At 40.7% G+C, this 25,083-nt stretch carries 23 protein-coding genes, 1 tRNA gene and 1 pseudogene; 6 read left to right on the forward strand and 19 right to left on the reverse strand.

From position 1 onward, the window contains the following. The 11 genes and pseudogenes from GKG43_RS17320 to GKG43_RS17370 all read right to left on the reverse strand — a co-directional run. Positions 1-668: response regulator (locus GKG43_RS17320; RefSeq protein WP_129879461.1), on the reverse strand; the 668-nt coding region annotated here is incomplete at its 3' end. Positions 669-933: 265 nt separating this feature from the next. Next, on the reverse strand, positions 934-1,530 hold the full coding sequence (locus tag GKG43_RS17325; RefSeq protein WP_050639198.1) for a recombinase family protein: 597 nt from the start codon (positions 1,528-1,530) through the stop codon (positions 934-936). 161 nt (positions 1,531-1,691) lie between these two features. Then, positions 1,692-2,492: an EcsC family protein gene (locus GKG43_RS17330; protein ID WP_050639199.1), complete on the reverse strand. Its 801-nt coding sequence runs from the start codon at positions 2,490-2,492 to the stop codon at positions 1,692-1,694. A 496-nt stretch (positions 2,493-2,988) separates the two neighbouring features. Further along, positions 2,989-3,552, reverse strand: a complete 564-nt coding sequence (locus GKG43_RS17335) for an ORF6N domain-containing protein (protein ID WP_347562096.1) — start codon at positions 3,550-3,552, stop codon at positions 2,989-2,991. Between the two features lie 173 nt (positions 3,553-3,725). Continuing rightward, positions 3,726-3,986 (reverse strand): annotated as a pseudogene (locus GKG43_RS23425) (site-specific integrase); the annotation flags it as partial. A gap of 113 nt (positions 3,987-4,099) precedes the next feature. Then, positions 4,100-4,176 (reverse strand) — tRNA-Arg (locus GKG43_RS17345). Positions 4,177-4,428: 252 nt separating this feature from the next. Further along, positions 4,429-5,304 carry a DUF3881 family protein gene (locus GKG43_RS17350; RefSeq protein ID WP_129879463.1) on the reverse strand — a complete coding sequence of 292 codons (876 nt, stop codon included), beginning with the start codon at positions 5,302-5,304 and terminating at the stop codon, positions 4,429-4,431. 66 nt (positions 5,305-5,370) lie between these two features. Beyond that, positions 5,371-6,657, reverse strand: a complete 1,287-nt coding sequence (gene serS, locus GKG43_RS17355; protein ID WP_050639204.1) for a serine--tRNA ligase — start codon at positions 6,655-6,657, stop codon at positions 5,371-5,373. Positions 6,658-6,679: 22 nt separating this feature from the next. Then, positions 6,680-7,204 (reverse strand): DUF4446 family protein, encoded by a 525-nt coding sequence (locus GKG43_RS17360; protein WP_129879465.1) that lies wholly within the window; start codon positions 7,202-7,204, stop codon positions 6,680-6,682. Between the two features lie 139 nt (positions 7,205-7,343). Beyond that, on the reverse strand, positions 7,344-8,267 hold the full coding sequence (locus tag GKG43_RS17365) for a ParB/RepB/Spo0J family partition protein (protein ID WP_129879467.1): 924 nt from the start codon (positions 8,265-8,267) through the stop codon (positions 7,344-7,346). A gap of 2 nt (positions 8,268-8,269) precedes the next feature. Beyond that, positions 8,270-9,037 carry an AAA family ATPase gene (locus GKG43_RS17370; protein WP_129879469.1) on the reverse strand — a complete coding sequence of 256 codons (768 nt, stop codon included), beginning with the start codon at positions 9,035-9,037 and terminating at the stop codon, positions 8,270-8,272. Positions 9,038-10,179: 1,142 nt separating this feature from the next. Here GKG43_RS17370 and GKG43_RS17375 point away from each other — a divergent pair. Together GKG43_RS17375 and GKG43_RS17380 are read left to right on the forward strand one after the other, a co-directional pair. Next, positions 10,180-11,151 carry an alpha/beta fold hydrolase gene (locus tag GKG43_RS17375; protein ID WP_243143839.1) on the forward strand — a complete coding sequence of 324 codons (972 nt, stop codon included), beginning with the start codon at positions 10,180-10,182 and terminating at the stop codon, positions 11,149-11,151. 46 nt (positions 11,152-11,197) lie between these two features. Next, positions 11,198-11,374: a hypothetical protein gene (locus tag GKG43_RS17380; protein ID WP_154253356.1), complete on the forward strand. Its 177-nt coding sequence runs from the start codon at positions 11,198-11,200 to the stop codon at positions 11,372-11,374. Between the two features lie 630 nt (positions 11,375-12,004). Here the strand turns inward: GKG43_RS17380 and rsmG are convergent. From rsmG to rpmH, 8 genes are all read right to left on the reverse strand, one after another. Next, a complete protein-coding gene (rsmG, locus tag GKG43_RS17385) occupies positions 12,005-12,718 on the reverse strand; it encodes a 16S rRNA (guanine(527)-N(7))-methyltransferase RsmG (protein WP_129879471.1) in 714 nt (237 codons plus the stop codon). A 152-nt stretch (positions 12,719-12,870) separates the two neighbouring features. Continuing rightward, positions 12,871-14,763, reverse strand: coding sequence for a tRNA uridine-5-carboxymethylaminomethyl(34) synthesis enzyme MnmG (mnmG, locus tag GKG43_RS17390; RefSeq protein ID WP_129879473.1), 1,893 nt, complete (start codon positions 14,761-14,763; stop codon positions 12,871-12,873). Beyond that, the gene (gene mnmE / locus GKG43_RS17395; protein WP_129879475.1) at positions 14,729-16,141 is read right to left on the reverse strand and encodes a tRNA uridine-5-carboxymethylaminomethyl(34) synthesis GTPase MnmE; all 1,413 of its coding nucleotides are present in this window, start codon (positions 16,139-16,141) and stop codon (positions 14,729-14,731) included. The genes mnmG and mnmE overlap by 35 nt, the downstream gene beginning before the upstream one ends. 187 nt (positions 16,142-16,328) lie before the next feature. Beyond that, positions 16,329-17,192, reverse strand: coding sequence for an RNA-binding cell elongation regulator Jag/EloR (gene jag / locus GKG43_RS17400; RefSeq protein WP_055152839.1), 864 nt, complete (start codon positions 17,190-17,192; stop codon positions 16,329-16,331). Between the two features lie 31 nt (positions 17,193-17,223). Then, positions 17,224-18,513: a YidC/Oxa1 family membrane protein insertase gene (locus tag GKG43_RS17405; protein WP_050639213.1), complete on the reverse strand. Its 1,290-nt coding sequence runs from the start codon at positions 18,511-18,513 to the stop codon at positions 17,224-17,226. Positions 18,514-18,525: 12 nt separating this feature from the next. Next, positions 18,526-18,738, reverse strand: coding sequence for a membrane protein insertion efficiency factor YidD (gene yidD, locus GKG43_RS17410; protein ID WP_050639214.1), 213 nt, complete (start codon positions 18,736-18,738; stop codon positions 18,526-18,528). A gap of 5 nt (positions 18,739-18,743) precedes the next feature. Next, positions 18,744-19,085, reverse strand: a complete 342-nt coding sequence (gene rnpA, locus GKG43_RS17415; RefSeq protein ID WP_050639243.1) for a ribonuclease P protein component — start codon at positions 19,083-19,085, stop codon at positions 18,744-18,746. Positions 19,086-19,142: 57 nt separating this feature from the next. Further along, positions 19,143-19,277, reverse strand: a complete 135-nt coding sequence (gene rpmH / locus GKG43_RS17420) for a 50S ribosomal protein L34 (protein ID WP_025653883.1) — start codon at positions 19,275-19,277, stop codon at positions 19,143-19,145. A gap of 1,402 nt (positions 19,278-20,679) precedes the next feature. Here rpmH and dnaA point away from each other — a divergent pair. The 4 genes from dnaA to recF all read left to right on the forward strand — a co-directional run bounded on the left by dnaA (position 20,680) and on the right by recF (position 25,082). Beyond that, a complete protein-coding gene (dnaA, locus tag GKG43_RS17425; RefSeq protein WP_050639215.1) occupies positions 20,680-22,050 on the forward strand; it encodes a chromosomal replication initiator protein DnaA in 1,371 nt (456 codons plus the stop codon). 287 nt (positions 22,051-22,337) lie between these two features. After that, positions 22,338-23,444, forward strand: coding sequence for a DNA polymerase III subunit beta (gene dnaN, locus GKG43_RS17430; protein WP_050639216.1), 1,107 nt, complete (start codon positions 22,338-22,340; stop codon positions 23,442-23,444). Positions 23,445-23,594: 150 nt separating this feature from the next. After that, a complete protein-coding gene (locus GKG43_RS17435; RefSeq protein ID WP_055152922.1) occupies positions 23,595-23,810 on the forward strand; it encodes an RNA-binding S4 domain-containing protein in 216 nt (71 codons plus the stop codon). A gap of 186 nt (positions 23,811-23,996) precedes the next feature. Beyond that, a complete protein-coding gene (gene recF / locus GKG43_RS17440) occupies positions 23,997-25,082 on the forward strand; it encodes a DNA replication/repair protein RecF (RefSeq protein ID WP_050639217.1) in 1,086 nt (361 codons plus the stop codon). Position 25,083: the final 1 nt, after the last annotated feature.

A 25,083-nucleotide genomic window follows, 5' to 3' on the forward strand; every position in this document is an offset into this window, starting at 1 on the left:
TAAAACTGGCCGTTTAATATGGCCCTGACTGGCCGGGAAATGCGGCCCTGCTGGCCGCAGAAAGTGGCTGTTTGCACTATAGTACACCAGTTTCCCTGTTGGTACACAAGAAATGCTAATAACTCTTTTACTTTCGCATAAGTGAATTCCACAATCTCTCCGTCTACAAAAACATCAAAGGATGGGAAGCATTTCATTACAATCTGTTTTTTGGAGACATTTTTTCTTTCTTCTATCTCTTTAAACAGTTTATAATATCTTGCCCTCCCGACCGTACGCACCAAATCCTCTATTTTGACTGGCTTCAGAATATAGTCCACCGCATTCGTTCTCCATGCGTCATAGGAATAATCACGCCTCCACGTTACAAAAGCAATGGCGGGCGGCGGATTCATTTCTTCTAGCTGACGCGCCACTATAATCCCCTGGTCACTGTACATCGATATTGCTATAAAGACTAAATCCACTCTCTGCTCTTTTATGTAGGCAATCCCATCCAAAACATCCATAAACCCTCTTTGATACTTTACTCCATCCATCTGCGTTATTAAGTCTCCGATCTGTTTGAGCGATATGGGATCATTATCAATCGCAACAATTCTTAGATCTTCTGCGTAACCCGCCGCATGTTCAGCACCTTTTATAATTCCTGAATGATCAATTTGCACACATATCCCCCCTCACGACTTTATCTGTTTACATACAAGTTACGAAAGGTACACCTTTAGTTACAACATTAATTTGGAAAAAACACCCAATTAAAAAAAGGCCGTCCGTTGGGATAGCCTAAAAAGTGTGTTTTTTTATAAGTAACTAAAGGTGTACCTTTTTTTACAACGCATTTTTTTTAATAAATCATACTATACTTTTTACTAATAAGCAAGGAAGTATCACTATTTGATGCATATGTTATTTATTGATTTATATTTATAGTTAACCACTGTTTTTCGTCCATCTGAGGAATGTTGTGGCAGATACCCCTAAATTTCCCGCAGCCTGACGACAGGTTATCTCCCCATGTATATAACGCTCTTTCAAACTATAAAATTCTTCCGGAATCTTAATCTGCGGCCTTCCCATATGTACGCCCCGGGCTTTAGCCGCTGCAATTCCTTCCCTCTGCCGTTTTCTTATATTTTCCCGCTCTGTCTGTGCCACATAACTCAATAGCTGCAGAACTATATCTGAAATAAGCGTCCCTGTCAGGTCATTTTCGTGCCTGGTATCCAGTAGAGGCATATCCATTACCACGATTCCTACATGCATCTTTTTTGTGATAATCCGCCATTGCTCAAGTATCTCATCATAATTCCTTCCGAGTCTGTCTATGCTCTTGACAACAAGAGTATCTCCCGTCCTAAGTTTACGAATAAGACGTTTATATTGAGGGCGGTTAAAATCCTTGCCCGATTGTTTATCCATATAGATTTTTGAATCCGGGATACCAAACTCATTCATAGCAATTACCTGGCGCTGCTCATTCTGATCTTTAGACGATACCCGGATATATCCATAAGTCTGCGCTGACATATTGTTTCCTCCTGTGAAAATTATACATGATCACATCCCCAGCGCCAAGCATTTCCATCCTTTTCTGGTCAGCTCTGCCATATTCTTGCTACTTTGCACGGCTCAAAGGCCGTGAATCGTAACATATTCTTTTCTCTCGTCTGTCATAAACAATTTTCTTTTTATTTACCCTCAATTTTATTTTTTCGGGTCAGAAACCGCCTCCAATATTTCAAGTTGGCATAAGAAGATACCCGCTTCATGTAGACTACATCATAGGCGCCGCCTACAACTCCCACAATTGGGATTCCCTGCAGAAACTTCATATACAGTAGTTCTTTTGATAATAATCCTGCAGTCTCTTCAATTTCCATTTCCCTGCTGTAATCTTCCGGCAGCTGCTCTTTTTCAATATATGCATTCACCCTGCAGTCCAGTTCGTGCATCATCTCACCATAAGAAACGGCTCCCTGAATCAGCAGCAGTATAAAATATCGTTCCTCTTCAGAGTCATAATCGTAACCGTAACTGATTGCAGTCTCGTAAATGTTCTTTAATATCAGGCCCGTAAAGAGAGGAATGTCAGGCAGGCCGATTCCCAAAGCTCCAAGTCCTATCCCGGAAACCCCGGAGATCACTAAATTCTTCGCCCCCACAAAGTCCGCTTTTCTGGAAAAAGCACGCAGGGAACTGCGGTTCTGCCGTACTTCATCCGCATATTGATTGACTTTGTAGGCCTTTTCTAAATCCTCTTTTTTATATGTCTTTTCAATCGCTGCCGTTCCTTTTTCAAAAATCAGCATAAATGCTTTGGCAAAAGCTATATCCAGAGTGTGCTGCAATTTTTCTGGAACTTTCTCCGCCAGTTTTTGATTCAGAAGAGTATCTTTCTTTTCCTGACGTCCTTTTAAAAAAACTGATTCTTTCCGCTCCAGTTTGTCCCATTCTTTTTCAAAAGGACTTTTTTTCTGAAATATCCCCATAACCGGCTTTCCTCCCTAAAAGATAAATTTCTTAGCCCCCACGTATCTTCTTCTGGAACCGTACCTTATTTACTCTTCCCGTATAAAAGACAGGCTGTCTTCCTCGGTTAACAGCAATAAACAGACAGGATGACTGAATAAGTCTTAATACTCCTTTTATAGTAGCCGCTTGTATTTTTCTTTTTTTCCGTCTACTGCAATCATTTCAACTGGAGTACAAATTGTACCCCAGTTGCTGTTAAGCTCTAGATCACGACTTCTCATTTTTTTGATATATTGTTTCGGGCCAATGCTGTCCGTAAGTATAGCGACCACATCCACCAGAAAGGAGTTGTACCTAAGTCAATATTATTTGATTCATCATCATTCTTCCGTTTCCAGTTCTAACCGCTGCAATATATCTTTGATAATCCCCGCATCTTGAATGAGGTTAATACCAAAACATTTTTTGCCTGCATCCTTTAAGGATGCTCCCACATGGTAAGCGGTTTCCCTGTCAAGAACTTTGACTGGCTTCTTCATGTTCGGATATGTACTCAAATATCTGCTCTAATTTTTCATCGGTCTGCTTCTGGTATTCCAACTGCTTTAACTCTACATTGCTGATACGCTCAAAGAGCAAGGCATTGTTAGCAATAAAACGACGCATCTCTACAAAAGCCCTCATAATACCGATACTTACATTTACGGCAACTTCACTATGAAGTACACTGGCAAGCATGGATATTCCCTGTTCGGTAAAGACATAAGGTAAAGTTTTTCGTCCACCATATCCACTTTCTCTCATGCTTGAAATACCAGATTGACATTTCAAATTTTCATATTCCTCCACGGTAAGCTGAAATCTAAAATCTTCTGGAAATCTCTTTATATTTCTTTTTACAGCTCTGTTCAATGCTCCTGTTTCAACCTGATAAAGTATGGCTAAATCACTGTCTACCATGACCTGTTTATCACGAATTACATATATCAATTTTTCAATACCAGGCTGCCCAATTTCTACCATAGGTACTTCTACCTCATTTTGTGACAAAACTTCTTTTTTCTCTTGTGTTGCCATTATATCCTCCTAAACTTGAAATGCCAAATTGGCATTTCAAGTTCTATGTATAATCTGCTTTAAGGTAACAGCCTGTGACCTTAAACGCTTTTCTCAACAAATCCATTATACCATGCAGCAGACTTTTCACCACACAAATCCATAAAGAAGAGGGGCAATCTTTTCTACTTCTCCTGTACAGACTTCATGTCTCCACCATTTAATTTCAGCTTATAAGTGATACTGGAATGGCGGAAACTGTGAAACACAACAAGCGGTAAATAATTATCAATCAGTTTTTTAGCACCCAATTGATATTCTGCCCTTCTATCGGTCTGTCGCAGGAAGAAGTAAATTCCAGATTGTAGTCTGTAGATTTCTCTCCGAACGGCTCCTTGAGGTTTTCGATTTTTCTCAAACAGTTTCTGAAGCATCTCGGCAACCGTTTTGGGAAGGATTGATTAGCAAAAGGCGCTCCTGCTAATCGCAAATTATGATAAGTTCAATTTTTCTTATAAAATAAGGAACGCCGAAAACCTTGTTTTTACAGGGCTTTCGGCGGGGTTGTTGGCGTTCCTGAGCGGATTCGAACCGCTGGCCTTCCGCTTAGGAGGCGGACGCTCTATCCTGCTGAGCTACAGAAACATTCCATAATCTATATTTAATTCAAGTTATTGTCCTTTACTAATTAGTAGCATTATATCATATTTTCCCCAATAGGCATATGGAAATACATATACTACTACTTTGCAATTCTGTTATGAATTTATCCACAATATAAAATAAGTGTCAAAACACAATTTATAATATAACATAAATTTTAAAAATACTCAACTTATTTCCCAAATATTTTTATATTTTTTCTAACCTTCATCCGGGGTAATATCGGCCGCATACTTAGAAATTGATATATCCCTGCAGCCAGATTGTACCCTTAAATCTTCTTCCAATCTCAAGCTCACCCATAACTTCCTTTGCCGGTACGCATACATCGAACTGCAGTTCGTTTACATCCAGTTTCATCTGATACAGCGGCTCTTTTGTAAGAGTATTTTCCCGCTTTCTGACAGCGAGTATCTCTCCCATTATAGAGTACAAATCACATTCCACACCATAAGGCATGAAATATGTATCTACTATGGTAAATATATCTTCATGAATCAGCCTGCGGGATACCTTGGAATATGTATCGATATCATCCAGAGTAAGAGTTTCTATTGCCGTCTGGTCGCCGCTTCTGGCTGCATTAAGCAGCACTTTTCTGTTATCTGACGCCTCTTTTTCATTTTTCACCTGATCCTCACTCTTTTTTACCGGAAACAGGATCTTCCCGGACAGAGCCAGCCCCGAAAAAGTAACTGAGACTGCCAGCTCGGTTGCAATGCCAAGCTGGCGCTCCCTCATATACTCGATTCCATTCTGCAGATGGAAAATAAGGCTGATACCGACTTTCGGATCCTCACATATTCCCACATACTCTTCCTTCTCGATTCTTTTTTCTACAATAACATCAGCGTATGTGGTTACACCGCTCCCCTCAAAATATGGAAAATAATAATCTGCATCGAAATTTTCAAATTCATCCAGTTCACCGCACAAAGTTATTCCCACATTTTGTCCGTATTCCTTCTGAAATTCACAGTAATCTGCCCAATTCTGATAAGATACGATTGTCTGATGTGTAAAAGTAGTTTCTACCTGATTCAACAGTTCTTTTATATCTTTCTTTGTCTTCAGGTTGTTAAATCCAATTGCTTTCAGATATTGATGCATAATATTCTCCAAATTATAGTACTATATTATCTTAATACTATTTTCTAATATATATTCATGAATCCGTTAATTTTTCGGAGTTATCACTGCATTCCCTCCCATATATGGGCGGAGCGCCTCCGGTATTTTTACGGAGCCGTCTGCCTGGAGGTTATTTTCCAGAAATGCAATCAGCATTCTTGGCGGAGCTGCTACCGTATTATTCAGTGTATGTGCAAAGTATTTTGTCTTATCACCTTTTACACGTATTCCCAGCCTTCTGGCCTGTGCATCGCCCAAATTAGAGCAGCTTCCTACTTCAAAATATTTTTTCTGCCGCGGGGACCATGCTTCTACATCCACGGATTTCACTTTCAAGTCAGCAAGGTCTCCTGAACAGCACTCCAGAGTACGCACCGGCACATCCAGAGATCGGAATAAATCTACCGTATTCTGCCATAGCTTATCATACCATTCCATACTGTCTTCCGGTTTGCATACAACAATCATTTCCTGTTTTTCAAATTGATGTATACGATATACACCGCGCTCTTCAATTCCGTGTGCCCCTTTTTCTTTTCTGAAACATGGGGAGTAACTTGTCAGTGTCTGCGGAAGCTCTGCTTCCTGCAGCTGTGTGTCGATGAATTTTCCGATCATGGAGTGCTCGCTTGTCCCAATCAGATAGAGGTCTTCGCCCTCGATCTTGTACATCATGGCATCCATCTCTGCAAAGCTCATAACGCCTGTCACGACATTACTGCGAATCATAAAAGGAGGCACACAGTAGGTGAATCCCCTGTCGATCATAAAGTCTCTTGCATAGGAAATCACGGAAGAATGAAGACGTGCAATGTCTCCCATCAGATAATAAAATCCATTCCCGGCAACACGCCTTGCGCTGTCCAGGTCTATGCCGTTAAAACGTTCCATAATTTCTGTATGGTAAGGTATTTCGAAGTCTGGCACAAATGGCTCTCCGTATCTCTCAACCTCTACATTCTCACTGTCGTCTTTTCCAATTGGTACGGATGGATCAATTATGTTTGGAATAATCATCATGATCTTCCTGATATTTTCTTCTACTTCTTTTTCTTCTGCAGAGAGTGCTTCCATTCTGTCTGCATTTTCTGCTACTTTCTGTTTAAGGACTGATGCTTCCTCTTTCTTTCCCTGTGCCATCAGAGCACCGATCTCTTTTGAAATTTTATTCTTTTCGGCTCTTAATGCCTCCACTTCCTGCTTAATATCCCGGTTTTTTTGATCCAGTTCTAAAACTTCATCTACCAAAGGCAATTTTTCATCCTGGAATTTATTCTTAATATTTTGTTTTACAGCATCAGGGTTATTTCTTACAAATTTAATATCCAACATAGTATCTCTCCTCTTTTCCTCTCTATCTTTTATTTAAATCATATGCTTCCTGGAATATAGCTCTTTCCAGTGACTCTGATTCTTCCTCTGCCAGCTCAATATAGCTCTGTCCTTTTACAACTTCTTTAATATAAGTATAACAGCCTTCCCTGCTGTGCATTGCATTTAATATCCATCCATTATCATTTTCATCCAGCATAGTCAGTGCAAAACTTAGATTCCCCCCCATTTCATGGAAAGCATCGTATTTTACAATGCCAATTTTCTGATAATGGAGCTTCATTTTTTTATAAATATCCTGTATATCCATTTGATTTTTTTTTGCGATTTCTGAAATTTCATCAAGCTCCGAAAATCTTGTAAGCATACTCTCTTCTAGATTCTTTCCATCTTTTCCCTTCATAAACGAAGAATAACTGGTTTTTAGCCTATTGTACTTCATATTTACACTGATTAACATTACAAATAACAGAACCTGTATCAAAAACAAAAGTATAATCAAATACACAGGATCTAGTCCAATATTACCTAAAATAGTATTTTCCATACCCACTTCCTCCTTATTAAATTATGTATCCCCTTTTACCGCCAAATTTACCAATCTATTGCCATCACTGTTTATTATGCTGACATTTCCCCATATTATGATAAGCGGCACAATAGTATGTATTTTAAGTTATTACATCTTATTCGTTTCTTATAGACATAATTAAATCGAATATACGTTCGAGTTCATCTTCCGAATAATACTCAATCTCAATTTTTCCTTTTCCATTCGCTTTTGGACTCACATTTACCTTTGTACCAATGATATTTTTCATCTTTTCTTCCAGATTATCATAGATAAATGTGTGTTCAACCTTTTCAATTTTTTGTTCTTTTTTAGGATTTTTCAAGGCCTTAACCAGTTTTTCGGTCTCCCGGACACTTAATTTCTCGTCGAATATCTTATTTGCAAGTACATACTGCTGTTCTTCATCGTCTATAGCAAGCAGAGCCCTGGCATGTCCTGTAGTAATCATGTCGTCCACAATCATTCTCTGTACTTTTTCACTCAGTTTTAAAAGACGCATAGAGTTTGTTACCGCAGTTCGGCTCTTTGATACCCTTTCTGCAACTTCATCCTGTTTCAGGCTGAATTCTTCCAGCAAACGTTTATAGGCCATTGCCTCCTCAATAGGATTCAGGTTTTCTCTCTGAATATTCTCAATCAAAGATATTTCAACGATTTCCTGGTCAGTATAATTTTTTATAATCACAGGTATTTCCTTTAAGCCCGCAAGTTTTGCTGCCCGCCATCTTCTCTCACCTGCAATAATTTCATAATAATCCTTTTTTTTCTGTACAACCAAAGGCTGTAAAACGCCGAATTGCTTTATAGAGTCCGCAAGTTCAAGAAGAGCATCTTCATCAAAATCTTTTCGAGGCTGCTCCCTGTTTGGTTCTACTTGATTAATTTTCACCAACATTTCGCCAGATTCATTTACTACTTCCTGCTTTTCTGGCTGTGTTACGTTTTCTTGCTTTACAGGCTTTTTTACGGTCTTATCACTTCTATCGGGAATCAGACTGTCCAAACCTTTTCCGAGTCCATTTCTTTTTACTGCCATTCTTATTCCTCTCCTTTATTAATCACTTCTTCTGCTAACATCATATAACTCTCTGCTCCTGCAGACTTTGGATCATATAAATTAATAGGCATCCCGTAGCTGGGTGCTTCTGCCAAACGGATATTCCTCGGTATTATAGTCTTGTAAATATTCTGATCTAAGTTATCTTTCACATTCTCGACTACCTGTAAAGAAAGATTAGTTCTGGCATCATACATAGTAAATACAACACCTTCTATTTCCAGTGATGGATTCAGCCTTTCCTGTACCAGTTCAATCGTATGTACCAATTGGCTCAACCCTTCCAGTGCATAATATTCGCACTGAATAGGCACAAGTACTGAATCGGCCGTTGTCATGGCATTAATGGTAAGCATGCTCAATGCAGGTGGACAATCAATAATCACAAAATCATAATTATCCTTAACCTTTTCAATTTCATTTTTAATAATATATTCCTTGTTATCAACACCAATCAATTCAATTTCCGCTGCTGACAAGTCTATATTAGATGGAAGAACATCAAGATTATCAAAAACTTCTCTGCAAATACATTCCTCAATTCCGGCGCCACCGATAATCAAATCATATACAGTGTTTTCAACTTCATTTTTATTCACACTAAGCCCACTCGTCATATTCCCTTGCGGATCCATATCCAGAGCCAGCACCTTTTGTCCCAGTCCAGCAAGTGAAGATGATAGATTAATAGCCGTTGTAGTCTTACCCACACCACCCTTTTGGTTTGCAATTGCTATAATTCTTCCCATATTAGTACTCCTTTCATTGAACACTTCACTATTATATCACTTTTTTCTCCGCATATCTATATAATGTTTCACGTGAAACATAGAATTTTTAATAAAAATGAAAATTTAATATTATCAATGTCAATAAAACAAAAAAACTGTATCAAATTCAAAAAGTCATACCACAATTCGTACCTTCTAAGTAAATCTGTAGTATAGCAAAAAACAAGCTATATCATTCCACAAAATCATATCTTAAGTTATGACTCAAAAAGGTTTCTGTAAATCAGCTGCAAAATAAGATATAACCAAGGGGTACCCTGTACCCCCTATTCCTATGGACGCATTTGCAACCGAGTTCTAACATAAAGCATAACTTAAAGGAATACCCTAATTCATGTTCTATAAACGAATCCGCAGCAAAGCTTTAGCTTAAAATAAAATAGTAGATAACAGCATAAATGTTTCACGTGAAACATCTAACCAGTGTAAATACCTAAACTCAAAATTTACATTTAAATAGCGTAAACTAATTATCTATTCCAATAAAGTATTAAACATTATCTAATACCCTCACATTTTTTTAGTCTTACAATCCATCAAAAAACTACTCCTCCCTTCATTTCTAAACCAATCTTTTTTTCTAAAGCGTCTTATATCCTTACTATTTAACCTATCACCATCCGCCTCCCTCGTAAAACTCACACAACTAAATTTATCTACCGATTTGATGAACCAGCCAGAATGGAACGGTGCGCCAGCTGCATCGATGGAAACTTACGTGTCCATTTCTGGAAGCATAGAGTGCGCCATAGACTTACTTGATGAAAAGTACATCGGATTGGAAGGATAAAATCTGCTCACCAAAGCAGATTTTAAGGCGGCCTGAGCCGCGCAATTCATCAGAATTGCGTGGTGAATGCCGCCGGTGCCTTCCAATCCGATGTACTTTTTATCTAGTAAGTCTTGGCAAACGGACCGCTTCAGAAATGGACACGTAAGTTTCCTGCGATGCAGCTGGCGCACCGTTCCATTCTGGCGTCCCATTTAAAGTTTCAAATATAAATTTTTCAAATATAAATTTTTCAAATTTACCCAAATAAATTTACATGCCCCCTCCAGTGTAGTATAATGATAAGTAGAAATTCAGAAAGAGGTGAAACATGGTGAGTTGGAAGAAAAAGTTCACAACATGCGCCCTTCTTGGAGGCACCGCTGCCGGGATGATGCATGTTGTCAATAGACTGGTTTATTACATTTCCACAATAGATAACCTATTATACCATAAAGATGAAAAATATTATGATTGGAGATTCGGTCGTATATTCTACACTAAACAAGGAAGCGGTTCTCCAATTTTATTAATTCATGATCTGAACGTTATTAGTTCATCCTATGAATGGAATAAAATTGTTGAAACACTATCTCAGACAAACACAGTCTACACCATTGATCTGCTGGGATGCGGCCGCTCGGACAAGCCAAATCTTACATATACCAATTATTTATACGTACAATTGGTCACTGACTTTATCAAGCACATTATCTGCAGTAAGACAGATGTAATAGCAACCGGTGAATCCGGAACCTTTGTCTTAATGGCATGTGCAAATGACAACACAGTCATAGACAAAGTCATGCTGGTCAATCCGCAAAACCTGGTTACACTGGCAAAGATACCAACAAAACGCACGAAATTACTGCGCCACTTTATAAGTACACCTATCATAGGAACATTTGCTTATAATATGCTTATTAACAAAAGAACCATCGAAGACAGTTTCCGGTCACAATATTACTACGATCAAAATAAAATCGAAGAAAGAAGTATCATGACCTGCTTCGAGTCTTCGCACAAATCCAATACCCGCTCAAAATATTTATACGCAAGCATGAAATCCCGTTTTACAAATGCAAACGTAATGCACTGCCTCAAAGGCCTTACCAACAGCATATTCATCATAGTAGGAAATGCCAACCCTGAAAACGGGCTCACAGCAAATCAATATCAGAACCAACTGCCATCTATTGAGATTATCGGGATAGACAAAACAAAACACTTGCCGCAGATGGAATCTCCAAAAGAATTCATAGACCAAATCCGCATCCTATTTGATATCGAGGGGGATATCTGAGTTGGATGAAGAGGGGGTCGTTTCTGAGGAGGGGAATAGGGGCTGGTTGGATACGGAATTGTGGGATAACTGGCGCTATATCAAAAAAGACTCTGACATGACGGACACCGCGGACACTCACGAGTATGCCGATGCATACTCGCTGCGGGTCCGCTTTTCACCAGGACTTGTGGTCCTGGTGAAAGTCCGCATGTCAGAGTCTTTTTTGATAAAGCGCCAGTAATCCCACAAAAGACGCATCCAACCAGCCCCTATTCCCCTCCTCAGAAACTTGGTTCATCCAATCAGATGGTATCCGTTTGGTTACGAAAGCAGTCATCTTCCGTCTTACTTATAATCTTAAATTTCAAATTAATTATTCCCTTCTCCTCCCAAAATCTTCATACTTATCCACACTCCCACCGATTTTCGCAGCATGTTTTTCCCGGAGGTAGCGCATAGCCCTTTGTGAGCCGGCAGGGGGAGGATCGAGGATGTGGAAGGGGATTGCGGTGTGGGGAAGGATGGACACACTGGAGGGAGGTATACCGGTGTTTTCTGATGCCTCTAAGTGTGCCGTGTTTCCGTTAGGATAAAATAAAAAAACTGATGGACAAACTTTGCTTTACCAAGCAAAGTTTGAAGCGACTAAGGCCTCAAATCATCAGATTTGAGGCTGCATGTCGATGGTTCCATCAGATTTTTCTATTTTATCCTTACGGAAACTAGGCTAAACGGCCGGTATCAGAAAACACCGGTATACCTCCCTCCAGTGCGTCCATCCTTCCCCACACCGCAATCCCCTTCCACATCCTTGATCCTCCCTCTGCCGGCTCACAAAGGGCGTCCCCCTACCATCCCAAAAACCTCCCCGCTACAAAATCGGCTCTTTTGAGGGCAGACCTGCTTTTCGGGGGTATCTTTTTTTGGTCGCCTCTATTTTTTTTATCATCACAAACGATCTCCCTATTTCTGTTCCCGGGAGCTGGAATTTTACTGTTTCTTCTGTTTTTCCTCCCAGGATTTTTACTGCTTTTTGAGACGCCTGCAATTCCTCTTCTATATTGCCTGATTTATAGGATACAAACATACCCCCCACCCGTATATATGGTATACAGTACTCACTCAATGTTGATAAGTTTGCCACCGCTCTTGATACGCACAAATCAAACTTCTCCCTATAATCCGTCTGTCTTGCGTAGTCTTCTGCTCTGCCATGGAGCGTCTCTATATCTTCCAGTTTCAGTTCCTCTATTACTGTGTTAAGAAACTTTACCCTTTTGTTTAAAGAATCCAATAAAACTACATGCAGATGTGGATAAACTATTTTTAAAGGAAGACCTGGAAAACCTGCTCCGGTTCCTATATCTATCACTGTTTTAATGTTATCTATATCAATAGCTTTTACTATAGAGAGGCTGTCAACAAAATGTTTCTCATTGACTTCGTCATATTCAGTAATCCCTGTCAGATTCATGACTTTGTTCCATTCAGTCAGTAATTCATAATATCTCTGGAACTGCTGTTTTTGTTTTTCGCTTAACTCAATATTCAACTCAAGCAGCTGACTTTCAAATTTATTTTCCATACATTTTCTCCCGGTAAATGACTATACTACTTTGTAAACCATCGCTTACTTTCAAATTTGTACCTGAGAATGAAATATCTTTATATTATCATTCATTCTCAGATGTTACTGTTCACACCATACGGGCGTGCACAGTAACTCTCAGATACTTCTTATCTGCTTTCAAGATAGACTAAAAGCACGGAAATATCTGCAGGTGATACTCCTGATATTCTGGAGGCCTGCCCTATGGATGACGGACGCATTTCAGTTAGTTTCTGTTTTGCTTCGATCCGCAGACTCTTGACTTCATTATAATCCAGATCATCCGGGATGATTTTGCTTTCCAGCTTTTTGAATTGTTCCACCTGCCTCTGCTGGCGGCGGATATATCCGTCATATTTAATATTAATATTTACCTGTTCAACTACATCAAATGGAAGTTCTTTTCTCTGTCTGTCTATGGAAGCCAATGATTCGTACGACAGCTCCGGGCGGCGGATCAGCTCTGCCAGTGTTGTTCCTGATGTGAGCGGCGTGCTCCCGAAAGACTTCAGAAGACTCTGTACATCATCTGATGTTCCTATATTCGTATGTTCAACCCTTTTGATTTCCTCTTCTATCATTTTTTCTTTTTCCACAAGGCTCTGATACCGCTCCTCTCCTACCAGGCCGACTTCGTAACCAATCTTTGTCAGGCGCAGGTCGGCATTGTCCTGCCTCAGCAGCAGACGGTATTCCGCTCTTGATGTCATCATACGATAAGGCTCGCGGCTCTCTTTTGTCACGAGATCATCTATGAGAACCCCTATATATCCCTGTGAACGGTCGATGACGATTCCCTCTTTTCCCTGCAGTTTTCTTGCCGCATTGATTCCGGCTACCAGTCCCTGGGCCGCCGCTTCTTCATAACCTGAACTTCCGTTAAACTGTCCTCCGCTGAAAAGGCCCTCCACATTTTTAAACTCCAGCGTGCTTTTCAGCTGTCTTGCATCAATACAATCATATTCAATTGCATAAGCATTTCTGACAATCTTAACATGTTCCAATCCGGGCACGCTGCGGTACATCGCATACTGAACATCTTCCGGCAGAGAACTGGACATGCCGCCGACATACATTTCATTTGTCTCAATCCCCTCGGGTTCTATGAACACCTGATGCCTGTTTTTATCCGCAAATTTTACAACCTTATCCTCAATGGACGGGCAATATCTGGGCCCTGTACCCTCAATCATACCGGAGTACAACGGCGAACGGTCCAGGTTTGCCCTGATAATTTCATGTGTCTTTTCATTTGTGTAAGTAAGCCAGCAGGATGCCTGTTCAATCTGTACCTTCTCGGGATCCGTGGTAAACGAAAAAGGTACGACTCTCTCATCCCCCTTCTGCTCATCCATCTTACTGAAATCCACAGAATTTTTATCAATTCTGGCAGGTGTTCCTGTCTTAAATCTATACATCTTAATTCCCAGGTCTTTCAGGCTGTCAGTCAGATGATTTGCGGCCTGAAGCCCGTTTGGCCCTGTATACGTACTTATATCTCCGTAAATACATCTTGCCTTCAGGTAAGTTCCCGTACAAAGTATAACTGCTCTGCAGCGGTATATAGCCCCTGAGTAAGTCTGTACTCCTGTCACCCTGCCTTCTTCCGCCAGAATGTCCGTAACTTCCATCTGGCGGATATCCAGATTCTTCTGACTTTGAAGCGCCTGGCGCATGGTCCTGCTGTAATTAGCCTTATCCGCCTGAGCCCGCAGCGAATGAACAGCCGGCCCCTTTGACTTGTTAAGCATCTTTGACTGGATAAATGTCTGGTCAATCACCTTTCCCATCTCACCGCCAAGTGCATCCACTTCCCTTACAAGATGCCCTTTGGAACTGCCTCCTATATTCGGATTGCACGGCATCAATGCAATACTGTCCACACTCACCGTAAATATAACTGTCTTAAATCCCAGCCTTGCCGCAGCCAGCGCAGCTTCGCATCCCGCGTGCCCCGCTCCGACAACTGCGATATCATATTCGTCTTTATTTTCCCATACAGAATTTGCTGAATATTTCATTTACTAAATCTTCTCCTATCGTTTCTCCGGTTATGCTGCCCAGTGATTCATATGCATCCATCAGATCTATAGAGAAAAAGTCCTCCGGCATCTGATTCTCAATACTCTCAATTACTTTATTCAAACTTTCACAGGCATCCTGCAGGGCAGCCTTCTGCCTTATGTTCGTTATATATACCTGATCATTAAAGGATACTTCTCCCTTCAGGAACATCGTTTTTAATATTTCTTCAAATTCCTGGATGCCTTGTTCTTCCTTTGCTGAAATGTCAATCATAGGGATATCTTTTGAATAATTCCCTGCATTTTCTACTTTTTTAAACACTTTTTCTATTGTATTTTGCAGGATTTCTTTCGTTATAACTGTCTCTAAATCCGATTTATTTAATAATATGATGCATCTTTTTCCTGCAGTCAACTGAATAATGTCTTCGTCATTCTTATCCAGTGGTCTTGATGCGTCAGCCACATAGATAATTAAATCCGCATTTTCCACATAATCTCTGGCCTTATCCACACCCATTTTTTCTATGATGTCATCCGTCTCCCTGATTCCGGCTGTGTCTACCATATTCAGGGTCAGCCCGCCCATCTGAATTTGCTCTTCCAGGGCATCCCTGGTAGTTCCCTCAATATCTGTTACAATGGCTCTTTCCCGGCCGGACAGGACGTTCAGAAGGGAGGATTTGCCCGCATTGGGCTTGCCTGCAATAACGGTCTGTATTCCCTCTTTCATGATGCGGCCGCTGTCTGAAGAATCAATCAGTTTTCTGATGTCCACTAAAATATCATCAATGACATATTTTAATTTCTCACCATAACCATCAATATCTATGTGCTCCGGATCATCCAGAGCGGTTTCTATAAACGCCGTTTGGTATATTATTTTATTTCTTATGTCCTCTATTTTATTTTTAACGCTTCCTTTTAATTGACTTATAGAACTTTTCAGAGCATATTCATTTTTAGATGTAATTACATCTATGACAGCCTCTGCCTGAGACAAATCCATCTTGCCGTTTAAAAATGCTCGCTTTGTAAACTCCCCTGGTTCCGCCGGCCTGGCTCCATTCCTAACGACCGTTTCCAATACTCTTTTTACCACATAATTTCCGCCGTGGCAATTGATTTCTACTGTATCCTCACCGGTAAATGTACGAGGGGCACGCATCAGCATGACCAGTACTTCATCTACCGTCTCTTGTTTATCTTTTACATATCCATAGTGGATGGTATGGCTTTCCGCTTCCAAAAGCCTGTCCTTCCCTTTATATATCCTGTCTATGACCTCAAATGCTTCCGGACCGCTGATACGTACAATCCCAATGCCTGAATTCGTCATTCCCGTAGAAATCGCGGCAATCGTATCTTTTTTCATTCTAAGCCTCCCCATGACATTTGAGAGATTTTCCGGCAAATGGATAACCGGAAAGTCCCTCATATTATCCTAAAACTTTTAAAATATAATAACCCCATCCTATAAAATTAAATTTCTAAAAAAGACGTCTCACGACTTCACGAAAGCATCCGTGAAGCGGAAACGTCCTCTTTCGCTTCAATTTCATTTATCTTTTTAAGGTAACAACTACTTTTCTGTACGGCTCTTCCCCTTCACTATGTGTTGTTACATAAGGGTCAGACTGAAGCGCCGCGTGTATGATCCTTCTCTCGTAAGGATTCATCGGCTCCAGAGAAACTGGTCTCTTAGAACGTTTTACCTTATAGGCAATGTTCTTTGCAAGATTCTTCAGTGTCTCTTCTCTTCTTGCACGGTAATTCTCTGTATCAAGCTTCACACGCACATAACCGTCCTGATGCTTATTGGCAACCCGGTTAGCAAGATACTGCAGGGCATCCAGTGTCTGTCCGCGCTTTCCAATAAGGAGTCCCATATTCTCCCCCTTCATCTCTACGCCCAGCGCACCATCGGCATCCACATCAGAGATCAGCTCTACGGTCATTCCCATTGCATTTAATGTATCACGCAGGAAGGCTTCAACTGCATTTTTGGTTTCCTCTTTTACTTCTGCAAGCTCTGCTTCATGTCTGATTGCAGGCTGTGCTTCTGTCTTAGCAGTATCTTTTTTTACTTCATTCTTAACTTCACTTTTGAATTCACGCTTAAACTCATTCTTAGCTTCTTGCTTTACTTCTTTTTTATAGTGTTCTTTTTTCTTGAACTCTCTTGCCGGCTCTTTCTTTACCTCAGGTTTCTCTTCTTTTACTTCTGCCTTTGGTTCTTCCACTACAGGCTCCGGTTTTCTTCTTGCCTCGATTACAGCCTGTTTCATACCTATTCCAAGAAATCCGGCGCTTCCTTTTTCAATCACCTCATATTCAAGCCTGTCGCTGGTAACACCTAACTGGATCAATGCTTCTGTAATCGCATCATCTAATGTTTTTGCTGATACTCTGATACTACCGTTCATGCTGTATCCCTACCTTTCTACACCGACTCTCCTACTTACCTTCATCCTTTTTATCTGTTATGCTGTGACCACTGTTATACTTGCTTACCATATTGGCCTTAGAAGCAAGACTGCCCGGCTTCGCACTTTTTGTATACTGTGCTGCATTTTTCAGGCGTTCTTCGCGCTCAGCTTCAGATATCTTTGATTTTTTCTTATCTTCTACATTTCTGGTGCTCGTTGTTGCCATTCTGTTGATTTCTTTTGCAGATGTTCCCTTTTTCTCACGTTTCTTTGCAGCCTTTTTCTGATTCTCCGCAATCAGTTCATCCGTTGACTTTTTACCAAGATATTTGTTGATTGCCAGCTGCTGTACACATCTTACAACTGCACTGATTGCCCAGTAAAGACCAAGACCTGCGGGAAGTGTGAATCCCATGAATACGGAAAACAGCGGCATTGTGTATGTCATTGTCTTCATGGAGTTGGCCATGGTATTGCCTGGTTCAACCTGTGGCTGCGGCTGCAGTTTTACACTGATAAACTGTGTAAGACCGGCCATAATCGGGATAATAACTGCTAATATAATACCCAAAATCGAAAAATCTTTGATTGCCGCCATTAACATTGTAAAAGGCGCTTCGCCGATGTTAATGCCGATAAAACTGTTCAGATGTCCTACTGTCTGTGTGGTGGATTCTACAATATCCTTCAGAGAAGGAATCTTGTCCACCAGAGTATTCCATGTGCTGTCCTGGAATTTATACAGCGCATTCACAAGTGTATCTGCCTGTGAATAATCGTAAGATTTGGCGCTCATAAGTACAGGTTTTGCTTCCCCGATCTTTTCCATGATCTTCTGGAAACCATCCGTTGCCATGATCTGGTTTACAACCGGCATATAAACATCTTTAACACCCTTAACATAATTCGGTATATTCTGAATAACCGGATACAGAGCAAAGAGAACCGGCATCTGGATCAGCATCGGAAGACATCCGCCTGTAGGTGAAGTACCGTACTTCTCATATATAGTCTGCATCTCTTCCTGCTGCTTAAGCATGGAAGCCTGGTCTTTTTTGTTTGCATACTTTTTCTGAACCTTCTGAATTTCAGGATTCATAACCGAAGACATTTTAGACCATTTCTGCTGTTTGATCGTAAGCGGAATCATCAATGTATATATGACGATTGTAAATAGGATGATACAGATACCGATATTCTGTATCCCAAATACACCATCTAACACATTGTAGATTCCATTCATCAATTTTCCAAGCAGCCAGGAAATCTGATGAATAATTGGCCAGTCTGCATAACCTGCAGCTAAAGTTCCATACATCTCTTATCCTCCTTAAGGTACCGGATCATATCCGCCTTTTGCAAATGGATTGCAGCGCAGAATTCTCCAGATTGTGAGGGCCCCTCCCTTTACAGCACCGTATTTTTGAATTGCTTCAATGCCGTACTGTGAACAGGTCGGCGTGTATATACAGTGATACTGCGTCTTCAATCCGGACAGATACTTCTGATAAAATCTGATAAGCCATATAAAAATATGCTTCATCTGCGTCACTTCCCTTTATATATTTCATGAAGCTTTCCCAAGTGGATAAGTGCACTCTCAATCTCATGGTAACACTTCTCTTTTGCACTTACTCTGGCTATTACGACTATATCAAGTCCACTTTGGAAATGTTCTTCTAAAAGCCGATAACTTTCTCGGATCAACCTTGTCAGATGATGCCTGACAACACTGTTCCCCACTTTTTTACTAACGGAAATACCGAGCCTGTTTTTATCCAGCCCATTTTCCTTCACATACATCACAAGATACTTATTAGCATAAGATCTTCCGCTTTTATAAACAATTTGAAAGTCCTTATTTTTTTTCAAAGATTCGGAAAATTTCATTGAATTCCCTTTGCCTTTTTCTTTTATAAATAGAAGAAAAGGCCACATAGATGCGGCCTAAGCTGATAACTGTTTTCTTCCTTTTGCTCTTCTGGCAGCTAAAACTTTTCTTCCGCCTGGTGTGCTCATTCTTGCTCTAAAGCCATGAACTTTTGCTCTCTGTCTTTTCTTTGGCTGAAATGTCATTTTCATTGCAGATACACCTCCCTTTGATTGATATACTTATTATAAAGTATTACAATTATTATCACTTTCGCCTGCCGTCTTTGTGAAAAAATATATACCTATATAATACACAAAAAAGACACTGCTCTTAATTATATTCAAAAAAGGGGGGGAAGTCAAGCTATTATGGGGAATTTTATGCGAAATCTGGGGGATTTGGGTGAGGGGGCGCTAAGGAAGAGGTGTGGCTTGCTCCTGGGGGAGTGTGTATGCTGATTCAAATCCCGGCCGTTCACGAAGAAGATGTAAACGAAAAAACAGGTAAAATTGAGGGACATGCCGCAGTTGGCCCAAAATCTTGATGATTTTGGCCCGCCGGCGGCAACAAAATTTGTTTTGGTAAAACAAATTTTGCCCTCAATTTTACCTGTTTTTTCGCTAACATCTTCTAACGCTTACTTCGAGGGATTCTGAATCAGCATACACACTCCCCCAGGAGCAAGCCACACCTCTTCCTTAGCTAGGTTCATCCAATCGGCAGGATTGCGGTAGGGAAGCGGATGAATAGCTTATGGTTACTTCATACGGTAGCAGTGGATCTGCCCTGACGACGCGGAGCTGAGATCTGTATTTTATACAAAACTTCCTATAACTCGTGTTTTAACCTGTGGTGCTGTTGCATGGCTACTGAATAAATTATCCCCCCATATAACCTAATCCTTACAGACGAGTCCCAAGTACAACTTAAAATTTTTTTTAAACACACATTAACAATCCGCACAACCAGTTACCATCCGCTGCCCCGTCCGAACCCCACCCACTAAGAATCATACCTTCCCTCTTGATGCACCTAGCTCTATGAAAGGATGTGAGGGGTGCTGCAGCCGGGGCTGGTTTCCTCCGGGAGTGTGTATGGCTTTTGAAAGTCCTTATAACGCGATTAGAAACAGTTACAGAGAAAATGTGGGAAATAGAGGGCAGAATTTGTTTTACCAAAACAAATTCTGTTGCCGCCGGCGGCCTAAAATCATCAAGATTTTAGGCCAACTGCGGCATGTCCCTCTGTTTTCCACATTTTGTCTGTTACTGTTTCTTATCAAGTGGTGCGGACTATCAAAAGCCATACACACTCCCGGAGGAAACCAGCCCCGGCTGCAGCACCCCTCACATCCTTTTATAGAGCGTCCCCCCATCCGTTCACTCACAAGTTCGTTCTCTAATTCTTATGTGGATAAACTGTGGATAAGTGTTGGATAAGGTGTTGATTAAATTTTATTTTTGATTTTAACCCATGCAAACATACGCGTTTAAATTGTTCATAAAGTTATACACATCATTTCTCATTGCTTCTCATACCGTTTTGATGTAAAATGTAATAGAGAGATTTTGCGTTCATATCTCTCTATTATATTGATTAGGAGTACTGTCGATGAACATTGTAGTTGAAAATTGGGAGCAGATTTTAAACAAAATGAAGGACGAATATTGCTCATCTAATATTTCTTACAATACGTGGATTGCGCCACTTACTGTATATGAAGTTACCGATGACACTGTCTATATTCTTGTAAAACTCAAAGCCAGCCTGGAACATATAGAAGAGAAATATCTCCTTCCTTTTAAAGTGTGTATTGCAGAAGTTACAGGCACTGAGTTTGAAATCTCTTTTGTTACTGAAGATAATGTCATCATCCAGGAAAAGAAAGAAAATGTCATAAAGAATAAAAAGTCAAATGCTATCTTTGAGAATGCGAATCTCAATGCTAAATATACATTTGATACTTTTGTTGTGGGCAGTAATAATAATTTCGCACATGCTGCGTCTCTTGCGGTTGCAGAATCGCCCGGAGAGATTTACAACCCTCTTTTTATATATGGAGGTGTCGGACTGGGGAAGACTCATCTGATGCATTCGGTTGCACACTTTATACTTGAAAATGACCCTTCCAAGAAGGTCCTGTATGTGACAAGTGAGACATTTACAAATGAATTGATCGATGCCTTAAAAATAGGTAAAAACGGCAATGAACTTGCCATGACTACTTTCCGTGAAAAATACCGAAATAACGATGTGCTTCTGATTGATGATATCCAGTTTATAATAGGTAAGGAAAGTACACAGGAAGAATTTTTCCATACGTTTAACCATCTCCATGTATCAGGGAAGCAGATTATTATCTCCAGTGATAAGCCTCCGAAGGATATCGAGACACTGGAAGCACGGCTCCGCACCCGTTTTGAATGGGGACTGATTGCGGATATTTCCTCACCTGATTATGAGACCAGGATGGCTATTCTCAGGAAGAAAGAGGAACTGGACGGACTGGAACGTTATCACATTCCGGATGAAGTCCTTCAATATATTGCGAATAATATTAAATCCAATATCAGGGAACTGGAAGGCTCCCTGAACAAGCTGATCGCCTTATCCAACCTGGAGAAGAAACCGATCGATATTCCTCTGGCCGCAGAAGCGCTGAAGGACATGATTTCGCCCGATGCTAACCGGACGATTACTCCGGAACTGATTATCGATGTTGTATCCGAACATTTTAATGTACCCATTGCTGAATTGAAGGGGAAAAAAAGAAATGCTGAGATCGTACTTCCCCGTCAGATTGTAATGTACCTCTGCCGTGCGATGACGGATACCCCCCTTAAGACTGTAGGGATTATCCTGGGAGGCAAGGATCACGCTTCTGTCAGCCATGGAGTTAAGAAGATCGCACATGACCTTACAGTTGACGAGGCTCTGAACAACACTGTGAACATTATTAAGAAGAAGATAAATCCTATCTAATGTGGATAAATTGTGGATAACCATGTTAAAATGATGTGAATTATGAGGTTAATAAAAAAATTAAGGAGTTTGAGGAGTTTTTTATCCCCATCTTGTCCCAACACTTTCCAGTGGATGTCTACACAGTTTTCAGTATGGACAACCCCTTAATTTTAAAGGCTTTGAAGCACTTATGAACTTATTCACAGCCCCTATTACGAAGAAGACGGAATTGATTTATATATTTATCTATAAAAAACGCGGTGGAAAGTTTTTTCACCACACCCATCGAAAGGAGTTACCGACATATGAAAATCGTTTGTTCAAAATCTAACCTGGTTAAAGGTGTCAGCATTGTATCCAAAGCTGTACCATCCAAAACTACAATGCCTATTCTGGAATGTATTCTGATCGATGCATCTACAGATGTCATTAAACTGACTGCGAATGATATGGAACTTGGAATTGAGACAAGCATCGAAGGTGATATTGTAGAGAGAGGAATCATAGCCCTGAATGCAAGAATATTTTCAGAGATCGTCAGGAAGCTTCCTGACAATGATGTAACCATCGAGACCGATACGGATAATCAGACAATGATTACCTGTGAAAAAGCGAAGTTCAATATTGCCGCACAGTCGGGAGAAGATTTTTCATACCTGCCCGTGATTGAAAAAGAGGACTACATTACCGTCTCTGAGTTTACGCTGAAAGAAGTCATACGTCAGACGATCTTTTCCATCGCAGACAACGATACAAACAAGATGATGACAGGCGAACTGTTCGAGATCGAAGAGAATATCCTGAAGGTGGTCTCTTTAGACGGCCACAGAATCTCGATCCGTAAGATTGAGTTAAAGGAAAACTATGCGCCGAAAAAGGTGATCGTACCGGGAAAGACACTGCAGGAGATCAGCAAGATCATCGGCGGTGAAGCAGAAGCGGATGTAGACATTTCGTTTACAAAGAACCACATTGTGTTTGAGTTTGATAAGACAGTGGTGGTATCCAGGCTGATTGAAGGAGATTATTTTAAGATTGACCAGATGCTCTCCAGCGATTATGAGACAAAAGTAAGAATGAACAAGAAAGAGCTTCTGGACTGTATTGACAGAGCCACCCTTCTGATCAAGGAGGGAGACAAGAAGCCGATTATCATTGATATCCGGGACGAGTCCATGGAACTTAAGATCAAGTCTCAGATCGGATCCATGGATGAGGAGATCTTTATCACAAAAGAGGGGAAGGATCTGATGATCGGGTTTAATCCTAAGTTCCTGATCGATGCCCTGAGAGTCATTGATGATGAGGAGGTTGACCTGTATTACATGAATGCAAAGGCGCCATGTTTTATCAAGGATGAAAAACAAAGTTATATTTATTTGATTCTTCCGGTTAATTTTAACGCGGTGTAACAGGTCAGACAGGCTTTCACTGTTACAGCACGGTTGCATAATAAATGGGGACGTGGCCCTTTTATCCAGATATAAGGCGCGGCAGTTTTAGGCCGGGATAAAAGGGCGGCGTCCCCAATGGGGTTATCGAAAGGACAGAAAGGATTCGGAATGGAGATTATAAAGTTACGTGAAAGCGATGAATTTATCAAGCTGGGACAGGCACTGAAAGCGGCCGGGCTTGTGGATTCCGGAGTGGAGGCAAAAGAGGCTGTCCAGGACGGATTGGTAAAGGTGAACGGAGAGACGGACACCAGAAGAGGGCGCAAATTATACGATGGAGACAGGGTGGAATTTGACGGCCAGGAAATAAAAATTGAAAAATAGTCTGAAAAAGTGTAAAATAATCGTGTCAGTTCAGATAGGTCTGCGCATTTACTGCGCTGACCGTACGAAAACATGGTGGTTGCAGGCATACAGCGCTTCGCCGCAGGCGAATTTCAATGTGCTGGATGCGTAACAGTTCAGGCCTGCCTGAACTGTTACAAATAATTACATGCTGATGGAGAAATTATGGTAATCAAATCTTTAAAACTAAAGAATTACAGGAATTACGAATTGTTGGATTTGACCTTTGATCCCAAGACAAATATTCTCTACGGCGACAATGCACAAGGCAAGACGAATGTACTGGAAGCCCTGTATTTGTCCGGGACTACCAAATCTCACAGAGGTACAAAAGACAGGGATTTGATTCAGTTTGGACGTGATGAAGCACATCTGGAGACCATTGTTGAGAAAAGGGGAATAGAATATCAGATCGATATGCATCTGAAAAAGAACAGCCCCAAAGGGATTGCCATCAATAAGATTCCGATCCGCAAAGCAAGTGAATTGTTTGGAATTATTCATTTTGTATTTTTTTCTCCGGAAGACTTGAACATTATCAAGGACGGGCCTTCCGGAAGAAGAAGATTTATCGATCTGGAATTGTCGCAGCTTGATAAAGTATATCTCAGCAATCTTTCTAACTATAATCGAATTATTAATCAGAGAAATTCCTTACTCAAAGACATTTACAAACAGGAGAATCTTGTGGAAACGTTGGATATCTGGGATATGCAATTGGTTGAGTACGGAACAAAAGTAATGGAGAGCCGGAAGCGGTTCATAGAAGAAGTGAATGAAATCATCTCTGATATCCACTATAAATTAACTGGCGGGAAGGAGCATATCACTCTTTCCTACGAATGCAGCGTCGGAAACCTTAGCCTGGAACAGGCTCTGAAGAAAAACAGGGACAGGGATATGAGGCTGAAAAGCACCTCTGTGGGCCCGCACAGGGATGATCTTTGTTTTATGGCGGGCAGCCTGGATATCCGCAGGTTTGGGTCACAGGGGCAGCAGCGGACGGCAGCTTTGTCGCTGAAGCTCTCCGAGATAGAACTGGTCAGGTCACTGATCAGGGATACGCCTGTATTATTATTGGACGATGTATTGTCTGAACTGGATAAACACAGGCAAAACTATTTACTGGATAGTATTCATGATATACAAACGGTAATCACATGTACTGGATTAGATGAGTTTGTGAATCATCGATTTTCTATTAATAAAATTTTCCATGTAAAAAATGGACAGGTAGCAAAAGAAAATTAGG

It is taken from the genome of Eubacterium sp. BIOML-A2 (assembly GCF_009680135.1).
Classification (GTDB): domain Bacteria; phylum Bacillota; class Clostridia; order Lachnospirales; family Lachnospiraceae; genus Faecalicatena; species Faecalicatena contortus_B.